The 13,458-nt window shown below is 31.7% G+C and carries 8 protein-coding genes; 4 read left to right on the forward strand and 4 right to left on the reverse strand.

The window, feature by feature from the left end; translation table 11 throughout:
- Nucleotides 1–21 precede the first annotated feature (21 nt).
- From AC1Q51_RS05895 to AC1Q51_RS05905, 3 genes are all read right to left on the reverse strand, one after another.
- Nucleotides 22–1,431 carry a glycoside hydrolase family 1 protein gene (locus tag AC1Q51_RS05895; protein WP_000671631.1) on the reverse strand — a complete coding sequence of 470 codons (1,410 nt, stop codon included), beginning with the start codon at nucleotides 1,429–1,431 and terminating at the stop codon, nucleotides 22–24.
- Nucleotides 1,432–1,622: 191 nt separating this feature from the next.
- Nucleotides 1,623–2,612: a phosphatidylinositol diacylglycerol-lyase gene (gene plcA, locus AC1Q51_RS05900; protein WP_492331441.1), complete on the reverse strand. Its 990-nt coding sequence runs from the start codon at nucleotides 2,610–2,612 to the stop codon at nucleotides 1,623–1,625.
- 179 nt (nucleotides 2,613–2,791) lie between these two features.
- A complete protein-coding gene (locus AC1Q51_RS05905) occupies nucleotides 2,792–4,633 on the reverse strand; it encodes a S8 family peptidase (protein WP_492331442.1) in 1,842 nt (613 codons plus the stop codon).
- 292 nt (nucleotides 4,634–4,925) lie between these two features.
- On the opposite strand from AC1Q51_RS05905, the gene AC1Q51_RS05910 reads away from it, so the two are divergent.
- The 3 genes from AC1Q51_RS05910 to AC1Q51_RS05920 all read left to right on the forward strand — a co-directional run bounded on the left by AC1Q51_RS05910 (nucleotide 4,926) and on the right by AC1Q51_RS05920 (nucleotide 9,748).
- Entirely contained in the window at nucleotides 4,926–5,723 is a 798-nt protein-coding gene (locus tag AC1Q51_RS05910) for a cell wall hydrolase (protein ID WP_000771003.1), read from the forward strand.
- Nucleotides 5,724–5,988: 265 nt separating this feature from the next.
- Nucleotides 5,989–7,326, forward strand: coding sequence for an NAD(P)/FAD-dependent oxidoreductase (locus AC1Q51_RS05915; RefSeq protein WP_492331443.1), 1,338 nt, complete (start codon nucleotides 5,989–5,991; stop codon nucleotides 7,324–7,326).
- Nucleotides 7,327–7,828: 502 nt separating this feature from the next.
- A complete protein-coding gene (locus AC1Q51_RS05920) occupies nucleotides 7,829–9,748 on the forward strand; it encodes an LTA synthase family protein (RefSeq protein ID WP_097853211.1) in 1,920 nt (639 codons plus the stop codon).
- Between the two features lie 49 nt (nucleotides 9,749–9,797).
- Here AC1Q51_RS05920 and AC1Q51_RS05925 read toward each other — a convergent pair whose 3' ends face one another.
- Nucleotides 9,798–12,581 carry a dynamin family protein gene (locus tag AC1Q51_RS05925; RefSeq protein WP_097913826.1) on the reverse strand — a complete coding sequence of 928 codons (2,784 nt, stop codon included), beginning with the start codon at nucleotides 12,579–12,581 and terminating at the stop codon, nucleotides 9,798–9,800.
- A gap of 505 nt (nucleotides 12,582–13,086) precedes the next feature.
- Here AC1Q51_RS05925 and AC1Q51_RS05930 point away from each other — a divergent pair.
- Nucleotides 13,087–13,272 (forward strand): hypothetical protein, encoded by a 186-nt coding sequence (locus tag AC1Q51_RS05930; RefSeq protein ID WP_000461138.1) that lies wholly within the window; start codon nucleotides 13,087–13,089, stop codon nucleotides 13,270–13,272.
- Nucleotides 13,273–13,458 lie beyond the last annotated feature (186 nt).

Genomic DNA, 13,458 nt, shown 5'->3' on the forward strand with positions numbered 1-13,458 from the left:
CCTAAAATACTCTTTTATCTGTTATAACTCTTCCCCTCTCGTTTCGATCACACGTTTATACCAATGAAACGAAAGTTTCTTCTTACGTTTTAAGTTATCATTATGATCGACAAAAATAAAGCCATATTGCTTTTTATATCCATTTAACCAACTTAAAAGATCAATCACTGACCATGCATAATAACCTTTTAAGTTAATTCCCTCTTCAATTGCACGCTTCATTACTTTTAAATGCGCTTCAATAAATTTAATTCTCGGAACATCTACAATTTCTCCGTCAATGATTGGATCTTCATCACCAAGTCCATTTTCCGTTACATACATCTTTATGTCACCGTAACGCGCTTTCAACATATGCAATCCCTCTAAGAAACCTTCGGGAGATATTTCCCATCCCCATTTTGTATATGTTTTATCATCCATTTTAACTGTTCGATAAAAACCATCAAAAGAAGGGTTACCTGGAGCAAGCGTTGAGTTTTCTCGAGAATGTTCCTCACTCTTTATATCCATATCGTATCTTTCTACTCGTATTGGTTGATAATAATTCAAGCCAATAAAATCATTTTCTTCTGCATTTTGTTTAATGATTTCTAATTCTTCAACCGTCCAATTAGGAGTCCATCCTTTTTCCTTTAATTGTTGTACAACATAAGACGGATACTCGCCTTTTAAAATTGGATCATAATACCAATACGTTTCATATTCATTCGCATGATTTGCTGCTCGTATATTTTCTTTTTGATCATCCACACTATAAGCAGGTAAGAAAACATGTGTAATCCCAATCTCACCATATTGTTTCAGCTGCTTGTACACCGCAACTGTTTTCGCATGTGCATAAAATACATAATGAGTCGCTTGAAAATACTTTGGAACATCATTTTGGATTCCTGGTGGATGTGCACCTTTTAAATAACCTAATCCACAAAACATTACTGTCTCATTAAAAGTAATCCAATGCTTAACTCTGTCACCAAATGCCTTAAAACAAGTTTCTGCATATTTTACGAAAGCCTCTGCTGTTCTTTTATTCGTCCATCCACCATCTTTTTCTAACGGTAATGGTAAATCCCAATGATATAAAGTGACAAACGGCACAATCCCGTATTTTAAACATTCATCAATTAAGTTGTTATAAAATTCAATCCCTTTTTCATTTACCTTTCCATCTCCAGTCGGCAATATTCTCGCCCAAGAAATAGAAAAACGATACGATTCTAATCCCATCTCAGCCATTAAGCGAACATCTTCCTTATATCGATGATAATGATCAACAGCTACATCACCATTTGTTCCATTGTATGTTTTGCCAGGAATTTTTGAAAACTCGTCCCAATTCGTAACACCTTTTCCATCTTCATTCCATGCACCTTCTACTTGATAAGAAGCTGAAGCAGCTCCGAATAAAAAATCATGTGGAAACTTCATAGTATATACCTCCATTTCATTATAACAAATCAAATTCATTCACATATATAAAATTTATAGGTACAAATTTTATATGTATGATTATATCTTATGTTTTTATTTTTTTCTATTATAAAAGTACAATTTCTATTGTTGGTTATTGGAAAAGAAAAAGAAGCGATATATTTTATCGCTTCTTACTCTCATCATCTTTATTCTTTTATTAATGACTTATTCGCTCTTATAACTTCTTGATACAATAATGGTGACCACTTTTCATTTATGTAGTCTTGAATTACCCAGCCTACTCTTGTAGGATTCTTTTGTTTTATATCGTTTGCAATTTCAGGATTTATATAAGAAGCGTAGTAATATGGACTATTCCATGCTGTACCACCAGAAGACAAGCTTGTAAAATTAATATATAGATGATTTAAATCCTCGCTATTGTTCATCGTTTCATCCATCGTATCTTTAATAGATTTTACTTTCTCATCATAATTCACTTTATATTTATCTTGTACTGTTACATTTACATTTTGGTTTACAGTTGTGGTAAACATCTCATTATCTGGCCAATAAAAATTATTATATCCTCCAGATTCATTACTACCACTATATCTTTTTAGTAGTACAATTTTCCCACGAGCATCTCCAAGTTTTATATTTCCTTCTGTTTTTAAAAAGATAGGATCAACAAAATAATTTTTTTCAAACGTACTACTAAATGAACCTTCTGCCCCTTTCATATCCTCATACTCTTTTTTTAAAGACATAATAATTGTTTCACTCGGGTTATCTTTTAAAAATTGTTTCGCTTCATTTATGAATTCATGCAGTGTTACGTAAAGATATAATGGCCCATGATGAAGAACTATCGTATTATCATCTGTTAAACGTCCTCTTATATCAAAAATGCGAGCTCCATGGTCCATTTGATAGCGAAAATCATATTCTTGCGTCATTCCCCACACTTGCTTAATCGGATTTTGCAACTTGAACGTCCCACTATCGTGTGTTCCTGGAATTGAAATTCGTGCTAACGGGATATTATCAAGTATAGGTTGCATCCATTTTGACCAATTTTCAAGCTCATTAACAGAGCTAGCTGCAACTACTCTCTTATCATGTAAAGCAAATACAAATGTGATAAATATTGTACTACATATGAATAATTTCAAAATTAACTTCTTATTGCTCATTATTATCCCTCACTTTTTCTGTTTTTACATCAAACTTATTGAATATAATATAAGCTAGTTCATAAAAAATAAATAACATTTCATCAATATGAAATATTGCATAGAAGTAAAGTTAAAAAATCATTCACATATACTAAATTAGAAAAATTTAAAGGAACTTCATCTGAAGTTCCTTTTGCTTATTTTATGTTCAATACATATGAACCATCTTTATTCTCATATTTATAGACGTATAAATAATATTTCCCTGGCTTTGCATTATAAGTTCCTTTAACTACATTTCCTTCATTTTCACCATATGCTACATAGTTATTTAAATCTGATTCATGATGAAGTACCCATGTCATTCCGATATTTTGTTCATTTAGTAGAGAAATATTAATATTTTCCGGTGAGTCAATTTGGAAAGTAAATACATCTACTCTATCACTATTATGTAGCGTTCCTTTCACCGGTGTATGAAAGTTAACTTTATTTGCCTGTCTAGGCTCATTGTTTGGTTCATTTTCTGTTACTTGTAACTCATTCCCACCGTTTGGTTTTCTTTGTTCATAACCTAAGTTTACTAGTATAGACTTCAAATCTGGTAAAACACCAATTTTATCTGCATATGGATCTTTAGATTTTGTTCCTGTGCTCTGGTTGCTTAATATTGCTCTTAGTTCACTTGGTCTATATGGTTGTCCTAAATTTTCTTTAGCAATGCTTTGTACTAAAGTCGCTGCCCCAGCAATAATTGGCGAAGCACTAGATGTTCCGCTAAAGCTTGAAGTATAAAGATTTACAGCACTTCTACTTTGCTCGGCTGTAGTTGTATCTACATTTTCTCCCCATCCGTACACATCAATACGGCTTCCATAATTCGAAAACCACATACGTTCATGAGGGAAAGATGAAGAGCCAGCTCCTACCATAATTGCACCCGAATCTTTAAAATCTTTACTATTACGATTTAAGACTTGCTTACCCTTTCTATCTTTGAACTGATCTAAATCATTCCACCCATTTGCTCCAGCCTCTATAATTACAATTCCCTTATCTGTACCAGCACGAATTGCATCAAAAATATCTGGTTGTACTTCAACAGGTAAATATTTATCACCATATCCATCAAAGGATGCTTGCGCCTCTAATAATAAAACATCCCCAACTTCTAACTGATTTACAGCGCTTAATATTGCATCAGCCGTATTATACTGTCCATTATCTCTTATTTGAGAGATAACCTTTGCTTTCGCTTTTGGCGCAATCCCAATATTCCCGACTTCATTGTCCTCAGAAGATACAATTCCTAGTACAGACGTCCCATGACCGACATGCTGATTTATATTTCTTCCAGACATTAATTCAATATTTTGATGTAATAAATCCTCATGATTTAATAGCCATCCGTATTCCATATCAACAAAAGTGATACCATTTCCATTACCGCCTTGAATTCCCCAGGCGAAAGGCGCATTAATACCGTATGGGGCTGCTTCAAGATAACCTTGTTTTTTAAATCTAGGATTGTTATTAGGATTAAGAGCTACACTTGATGATCGCACTTCAGGTGGCATTATTTTCTCTTGTTTCTTCATATACGCATCTTCTATTAAAGAAGATGCCTTTAACTTATCTACTATTTCTTCTTCATACCCACTATTTTGATTTTGAAGAATATAGTAGTTTAATAAACTTGTAGATACATGATTAGGTGCTTTCACTTCAAGGTTTTGTATTTGTTCCGGGCTTACAGATGTGAATAAACGAGTAAATGTTACATCTGGATATTCTGTCAAAAGATCTTTTATTACTTTATCATTCGTTTGAGATTGTATTCGTTTTTCAATACCATCTTCATATGGCAAATCCAAATCCGCTTTAAATTTTACAATGATTTGCTTATCTGTTTCTTGTTCTATCCCTAATTTACTCTGCTGTTCTATAGAATCAGCATATACACTATTGATAGTGCCTCCTGTTCCTAAAAGTGTTGTAATGATTACAGTTGACGCACACATTTTTTGAAATATTTTCATTACATCAATCCTCCTATTAAAAATTATTAATCATAATATTAATCTATAATGATTTCTTCTATAACGTATTCCCTTTCTACTAAATAGATTATAGTAATCAGAAATATGAACTTCAATGTATTTTCATATGCAATATTTCATATTCTGACTCTACACTAAACGAATATGAAACTTATAGTGATTATTTATTTTATATGTGCTAATATACTTACATTAATATATTACGCATATACACATTTCAAACTACATTACTTAATAGTTTCACCTTAATTTTTTCTTAGGAGGATTTACAATGAAATTACTAAAAATAAAACATATAATTCCTTTATCTGCGGCCGCAATTACATTCGTATGTAGTCAAAGTACAGCTGAAGCTTCTACCATTCATACAGTAAAAAAGAACGATACACTTTGGGGCATTAGTAAACAATACGGAGTTTCAATACAATCCATTAAACAGGCTAATAATAAAGGAAACGATAAAACCTTTATTGGCGAACAGTTACATATTCCAGGGTCCGTGAAATCAAATGAAATCACTGTTCCTCAAAACGCCAAGCCTGCGAACATTTCTGAACAAATTATTTATCAAGTACAACCGGGAGATTCATTAGAAACGATAGCAAAGCGTTACAATGTCACTGTCCAATCTATAAAACAAATTAACAATACAGTCGGAAACAAGCTTTATACAGGACAACATTTAAAAATCAACTCAAGCATTTCACAAAAAGAAAAAGACTTAATGGCACGCTTAGTTACCGCTGAAGCAGGTGGCGAATCCTATAAAGGAAAAGTAGCAGTAGCAAAAGTTATACTAAATCGTGTAAATGCAAAAGGTTTTCCAAATACAATAACAGGCGTTATTTATGAACCTATTAAATACGGATATGCATTTACTCCTGTTACAGATGGAAGAATTAATCAACCTGCAAGTGCAGAAGCAAAAATGGCTGTAGAAGAGGCTATCTCCACAAATGGAGTAGATTCAGACTGGATTTATTTCTACAATCCAAAAACATCAACGGACAAGTGGATTACGACACGTCAAACAGTAGCAGTAATTGGTAACCATGTGTTTGCTAAATAAGATTTAAAATCATTAACAGGCCTCTTCACTTAAAAGGTCTGTTTTTTTATATGTAAGATGTTATTAATCATATGACATAGTGATTTTTCAAACTATTTCTTCTTTCAAATAAAAATTTTTGTATTTACTCCACCACTCGGAGAAATTAATAATGCATCAAGTTCAAAAACTCCCACTTTATTAATAAAAGCTATTTCTTACCTTCATAAAATTGTTATACACTAGAAAAATAAAAAACAAACTATTCGTTAGCAGGTGGAGGAATATGTATGATATTACAATTATCGGCGCTGGAGTAAGTAGCATTTTTATGGCTTATTCACTAGCTAAAAGTAACAAAAAAGTTTTAATTCTTGATAAAGGTAAAGCGCTAGAAGATCGCCATTGTCCTTTAGACGAAGGAAAAGTGTGTAATTGTACTACATGTGATAAATATTTTGGGTTTGGTGGTTTAGGAAAATCTGAAGGGAAATTTAATTATACAAACGGATTTGGCGGAGAACTTGAGCAAAAAGTCGGTAAAGAGGGCTTTATACAACTCATGGCTGAAGTAGATGAAATTCTATGTCAGTTTGGTGGAAGTTCTGTCTCAAAATATTCTACTGAAAATTCAAGTCTCACTAAGAGAGCTGAAGCGTGTGGTTTACAAATGCTAACAACAGAAGTAAGACATCTTGGTACTACACTTTCCAGTAACATTTTTCAGCAGCTCTATGAATTTTTACTGACGAAAATAAATATCCAATTTCATATAGATGTACAACATATTCTGAAACAGGAAGATCATTTTACAATAGAGACAAATCAAGGAACAGCTCAAACTAAGCAACTAGTATTTGCAACTGGGCGTTCAGGGGCTGACTGGTTAAAAGATATGTGCAGTTCTCTAAATATTTCTCAGGAGCAAACACGTGTAGATTTAGGAATTAGAGTAGAAATGAAAGAACATCAATTACGTTCTATATTAAAAGATACTTTTGAAACAAAACTTTCTTATCAAGGTGAGCATTTCACAGCAACTACTTACTGTATGAATCCAAAAGGACGCATCATTCGAAAGTACGAAGAAGGTTTAGTTATGCCTGACGGTCAAAATTTTCGAGAGCAAGGAACTGGCACTTCTAATTTAAATTTCACTTTATTTATTCCTCGCTATTTTCCAACTCTCAAAGAAGCAAATGTATACGCAAGTTCAATTATTAAAGGCATTAACCAAGGACGAGATCGGATTGTTATACAGCGCTTAGAGGACTTACTAAAGAAACAACCTACGGCGGAAAACAGCATGGAACATAATCGTATACAGCCTACACTACAGGGGGACTATGGAGATTTGAATCAAGAAATTCCTCAATTATATATTGAAGGGCTAAAAGAATTTTTATTACGCTTAGAACAATTTATACAAGAGCCTATCGATCAGCATACTTTACTATATGGAATTGATGGAAAGTTCTATGCTCCTACGATAAAAATTAATAATCATTTTGAAACTAGTATACATGGGCTATTTTTAATTGGAGATTGTTCAGGCGTTACGCATTCATTATCTCAAGCAGCTGCAAGTGGTCTGTATGTTGGAAAGTACTTATCTGACATTTAATTTCTATTATTAAGATGTCAGTCAAATATATTCAATTTCAAAATACTTTACTTATATATAGTAAAAGTATATTAATAAGTCCCCTATTCTTCCCGGCTAATAATTAACCGACAAAAAATCGGAATTTTACAAGATACATATGTAATATAACTACATATTTAAAACTGTTGGTATTCAATTCTAATAAATTGAATGTCAACAGTTTTAAAATTCTCTATCCATTTTCACTTTCATTTGTTCGATATTTTGTAACATCATCATAGTGTTTAATATGGTAGGATGTCTATAAGTCAATTTCACTACAACTATGACTTGTTCTGCCCGTTTCTCAAAAAGAGTTATATTTATGCTACTACGCTTTAAAAATCCCCATTGTATATATATGAATACTTCAAATTATTCCCTTTAGAAAACAAAGTCTAAATGGTTCATTACACTCTAATAGTTATAAAAACATAATATATAACTTTAGTTAAATAAATTATATAAAGAAGGTGTAAAAATGAAGAACAAAATAAATTTACAAATGCAAAATATAAGCTTTGTTATAATAATGGCTTTAGCAGTATGGTTAAAAACATATCTTATTACGCGATTCAGTTTTGATTTAAAAATCGAGTCTTCAACGCAAGAGCTTATTTTGTTTATTAGTCCTCTAGCCGCATCATTAGCATTTGTTGGATTAGCATTATTTTCAACTGGTGAAAAGCGAAATTATATAGCGCTATGTATTAATTTCTTATTAACAATCGTACTCGTTGGAAATGTAATGTTCTATGATTTTTATAGTGATTTCGTTACATTACCAGTACTTGGACAAACCTCAAACTTTGGACAATTAGGCGGCAGTATTATAGAAATATTAAACTACAAAATTATACTCGCATTCGTAGACATTGTTTTCTTCTTTATTTTATTAAAAAAGAAATCATTGGTCTTTAAAACCGAACGTGTAACTCATTCTACACGCTTGTTATACTTTCTTTTAACAATTGGTGTATTCTTTGCGAATCTACATCTTGCAGAAAAAGAGCGCCCTGAATTATTAACGAGATCATTCGACCGAGTCATGCTTGTCAAAAATTTAGGCTTATATACTCACCAAGTATATGACTTAACACTGCAAGTAAAAGCCGGTTCACAAAAAGCGCTTGCTGATAGTAGTAAATTACAAGAAACTGAAAACTACGTAAAAGCAAACCAAAGCGAGCCAAACCCTAATATGTTTGGTGTAGCGAAAGGAAAAAACGTAATTGTAGTCACTCTTGAATCCTTGCAAACCTTCTTAATAGGAGCATCAGTCAATGGGCAAGAAGTTACACCATTCCTAAATGAATTCATAAATGAAAGTTATTACTTTGATAACTTTTTCCATCAAACTGGTCAAGGGAAAACATCCGATTCTGAATTTCTAATCGATACGTCGTTGTATCCATTAAATCGAGGGGCTGTATTCTTCACACACGGTAACAATGATTATACTGCGACTCCAGAAATTTTACGTCAGCAAGGTTATTTCACTTCTGTATTCCATGCGAATAACGCAACATTTTGGAATCGTAATATCATGTACTCTGCTCTTGGTTATGATCGTTACTATAATGAGCTTGATTACAAAATTACACCAGAAACAAATTTAAATTGGGGATTAAAAGATATCGAATACTTTGATCAATCAGTAGATATATTAAAAACTGTTAATCAACCATTCTATGCTCGTTTCCTCACTTTAACAAACCATTATCCATTTACGTATGATGAAGATACAAAATTCATTGAACCATACAACTCTGGTAATGGCGTATTTGATCGTTACATCGTAACAGTACGTTACTTAGACGAATCAATTAAAAAATTTATTGAACGTCTAAAGGCCGAGGGGCTTTACGATGATTCTATTATTGTGTTATACGGTGATCATTATGGTATTTCCGAAAAACATAATCGTGCAATGGCACAGTTTTTAGAAAAAGATCAAATAACAGAATTTGATACTTTAAATTTACAACGTACGCCTTTATATATTCATATTCCTGGACAAACAGAAGGTCAAACTATTTCAAAGCCTACGGGACAAATCGATATGAAACCTACTATTCTAAATTTATTAGGTGTTGATTCTACGAATGATATTCGTTTTGGCCATGATATGTTTTCAGATGAATATACTGGCTTTGTTGTTTTACGTGATGGTAGCTTCGTTACAGATAAGTATGCATACAAAAACAACACTTTCTACGACCGTATAACAGGTGAAATTGTAGATTTACCAAAAAAAGAAGCTCAAGCCCTCATTAAACGTGCCCAAAATGAATTACGAATGTCTGACAAAATTATTGAAGGCGATTTATTACGCTTCTCAGAAAGCAATAAAATTAAAACTGGCGAAGTACAAACTAAAATTAAAGAAACAGAAAAATAATCTATATATGAAAAAGGGAGCAACTTATTACAGTTGCTCCCTTTTACTTTTATTCTACGCTTGTTTCTAAAGCTACATCCGTATAGGTATTATCATTACCCATATTTAAAATTACTTCACATTGACGCAATCTCAATTCAAAGAGCATGATAGAATCATGATAGATTTCAGGATTTGATTTCATCTTATGTAATATCTCTTGTTTTTCTTGTATTTCTAAATGCGTGTTTTCTACAGCTTGCTTTAAGAAGTTAAATGGATTCCTAAAGAATATATTAATATCTCGCTCTTGTGTGTTTTCAAACAGCTCAAATTGCAAGAAAAATTTCTTCATAATAGAAGCCGTTACTTCAGTATAATCTTCATTTTCTACATACTGTTTGTATTTGTTATATAGCATAGATTTATTTTTAGGAAGAACTCCAAATAATTTACCGGCACTTTTCAGTAAAAATTGTGCTGGCGTAAATCGACGTAAAATATTTACTTCATCCATTTGTATTCTAGTCGTCATCCTGTCAGTATCTCTGCGCCAGTCATCAAGCACTTTAAAGTCACATTCTAACTGTATTCTATTTTCTCCAAATAGTGAATTAAGCCCTTCACTAAGTTCTTCTAAATACGTTTGACTTTGAAGAAGCTCATTATTAGAAGTTGCAATCCAATTTTGCATAGAAAGAGCAAGATTAGGTAATACAGTTTGTTCTAAATATTTATGCACCCTTTCATTCATTGCTTTATTTAGTTCCGTATCCATGTGCCCGAAATCACTTTCTTCACTAATTAAATTAGAACAGCTCTTTAATATCTTCGGAATATTTTCAGTAAGATCATTTGTAATTTCAGTTTTCATTGAACGATATGATTGTGTAATGAGATGAATTTTTTCCCGCTCAAATGCAGTAAGGTTATTAATGCTACCGTTTAGTTTCACTAGCATATCTTCATTCCAATTAATAGCATCCACTAGATTGTTTTCTTTCTCAACACGTTTATCCAAAAGATATGTAATTGTTTTTCGAATGAAATATAATAACTTTTCAGTACGTTCTGCATCTATATGTTTATGATTAAAGTTAAAATGAATAAACTCAGTTAAATCATTTAATTGTTGACTATTTGTATATAACGAAGAATAAGGGAAAATTCTCGCATGCGGGAAATATGTGTTTATTCTCGTTGCCGTATCATGTAATACCCTTTTCACTTCTGCTTCACTGTAAATGTTATCGATTTTATTTAATAAGAAATGAATTTGTAAATTTGGCGTATGTTCTTGAATACTTAATAGAATGTCACGTTCTTTATCAGTAAAAGGTGAATCCGCATTCAATACGAATAGTAATTCGTCTACAGAATTTAAATATTCAAATATCTCATCTCTAGTGTCGTTATTCCTATTAAAGCCAGGTGTCACTACAAATGTAAGTTTATTTTCATTTAAAAATCTGCATGGTAATTTAAATTCAACACACGCTCTATCTCTATATGTTTGATGGTGCTGAGACATCATATTATGGTAATCAGAGACATCTTCCGTTGTTGTAATTGCTGAGTCTGTTATAGCGTTTATTTCTATATGAGCATCATTTTTTAAAACTACTACATTTGAAATTGATTTTTCTAATATATTTTCTCCTAATATAGAGTTAATAAATGTAGTTTTTCCGTTTCCTGAAGTTCCCGTTACTAAAATACGATTTGTTCTTAAATCTGCGAGCTCGTCAACTAGCCATTTAAATCGGTGACCTATTTCTATATTGTGCTTTTGTGCCCATTGTGTAATAGATTCAAAAAGGTGTAAGCTGTACTCTAAGCCATTTACATGATTAATAGAATGTGACAGTAAGTTTTCCGCATGTTCTATATTTGCTGAATCTATTTTGGAAGGGAAAATCTCATCCCATGCCAATACAGCTGCAGATGGAAATACAGCATAAGATGGATTGACTACCTTTAACCAATTTGCTAACAGATTTGGTATGATATCATTTAATTGTCTAAGCGTATATTGACCTTGAATTAATGCAAAGTACGTTTCTTCGTAAAGAGCAGAAACTTTGTTCCATATATCGGACGAATGTATTTCAATATGTAAGAAAAATTCATTTATTGTGTTAAGCCACAATAAGTAATTTTTTTCATTTTTATAACTGTTCCAGAGTGATGAAACCATTTGCGTAAATTGTACTTGATCTACATTATTTAATGTAGCTAATGCATCATAAAAATAGTCTGGTGAAATATGTTTAGTAAACCCTTTATCGATATATCCTTTTAACACCTCAAACCAAGGATACGATTCTATGCGAATTAACTCATTCACAGCAAGCTCTACTGCACTATCAAAATCTTGCTGTTCCTCATAAAAGGAACGGGCAATTTTTGTGACATTCGGATAATCAGGATTTAAAGAAACTGCTTCTTTAATAACACCGAAAGCTGAGTCAAAATTATTTTGCTCAATGTAAAGAGAAAGTAATTGTAGTCTAATTTCGGTCATCAATATTTTATTATCAGTAGTAATAGAAGTATAAATATTTTCAGCAAATGATAACTGATTAAGTTCGAAATAAGCATCCGCAATATTTTTTTGTGCCCATGGTGCTAATTCATTACTAACCTTCTCCCATTTAAAAATAGCTGCTTCAAAATCTTGATGACGATAATAAAATTCACCTTGTGCAAAACGAATATAAGACCCATCAGAAATCTCATTTTTTTCTTCGTTTACATAAGCTTGTCCAAGTACGTCAAGAGTTGGTTTTGTTTCATTCTCCATTAGGAATGTTTCATAATACATCTTTTTTATTAATTGTTTTTCTAATCTCATCTTTTCCCCCACTATATCTTGAAAATACATTTTTAAGATATGTCAATACTTTTTGTATGTATGCTTTTTATCTTAACAAAGAATATCTTTTGGAAAATTTCATTTTCCTTTCATTTTTCAAGTTAGATTGAATTTTTATGAGAAAAGTTTCAGTTTTTTTTCAATTCCCTTTCATTTATGAAACAGCATTAAATGTTCCTAATAACCTAATAACACTATAATATTCCACATTATATTATCAGGAAAACCCCATATAAACCATATTATAAAAACAATCTATATTGAATTTATATACATAATTCACTGTGCTGTCAAACAAAAAAAACAACAATAAGAGCCAACAGCTATTCATACCATTTCTTTCTCAAATTGTTTTCCTTTAAAATGTTTCAGTAGTTATGTAATTAAATTCCATTAACCTATATAAATAACTAGTCCAAAAAATATCTATATGCATATCATGTTATAGTAAAGAATTTAGGAGATCCTAAAAGGAGGCATTTTCATGTTTGAAGATAAATCTAAAATAAATTACCCATATGAATTTACTGAAACTACAACAGTTCCTCTAAAGAACCCCATTGACAAAAAATTCAAGAACGGGACAGGTACACATAACTTTCCAATTAAGAAGCACTATAAAGAGCAAGTTCTATACACTGAAAAAATCAATAATAATAAAAATAAATAATTGTATAGATCCTTATAACAATTAGCCAAATAAGAAGCAACATTTGGCCATGCATAGTTATTTGGTTAGTAATGTAGAAATCTTTATGATACAATTCATGCACCTTTTAAAAAGTGCTGTATACAGCGCTTTTTTATACATAGATAAATTTAAGCTAACGCAACCAAGAAATAAACTGCAAAATTA

The organism is Bacillus sp. MT94, from assembly GCF_058792475.1.

Bases quoted from the DNA above. Each gene is read 5' to 3' on its own strand.
- AC1Q51_RS05895 (WP_000671631.1), bottom strand. From the start codon at position 1,431: ATGAAGTTTCCACATGATTTTTTATTCGGAGCTGCTTCAGCTTCTTAT.
- plcA (WP_492331441.1), bottom strand. From the start codon at position 2,612: ATGAGCAATAAGAAGTTAATTTTGAAATTATTCATATGTAGTACAATA.
- AC1Q51_RS05905 (WP_492331442.1), bottom strand. From the start codon at position 4,633: ATGAAAATATTTCAAAAAATGTGTGCGTCAACTGTAATCATTACAACA.
- AC1Q51_RS05910 (WP_000771003.1), top strand. From the start codon at position 4,926: ATGAAATTACTAAAAATAAAACATATAATTCCTTTATCTGCGGCCGCA.
- AC1Q51_RS05915 (WP_492331443.1), top strand. From the start codon at position 5,989: ATGTATGATATTACAATTATCGGCGCTGGAGTAAGTAGCATTTTTATG.
- AC1Q51_RS05920 (WP_097853211.1), top strand. From the start codon at position 7,829: ATGAAGAACAAAATAAATTTACAAATGCAAAATATAAGCTTTGTTATA.
- AC1Q51_RS05925 (WP_097913826.1), bottom strand. From the start codon at position 12,581: ATGAGATTAGAAAAACAATTAATAAAAAAGATGTATTATGAAACATTC.
- AC1Q51_RS05930 (WP_000461138.1), top strand. From the start codon at position 13,087: ATGTTTGAAGATAAATCTAAAATAAATTACCCATATGAATTTACTGAA.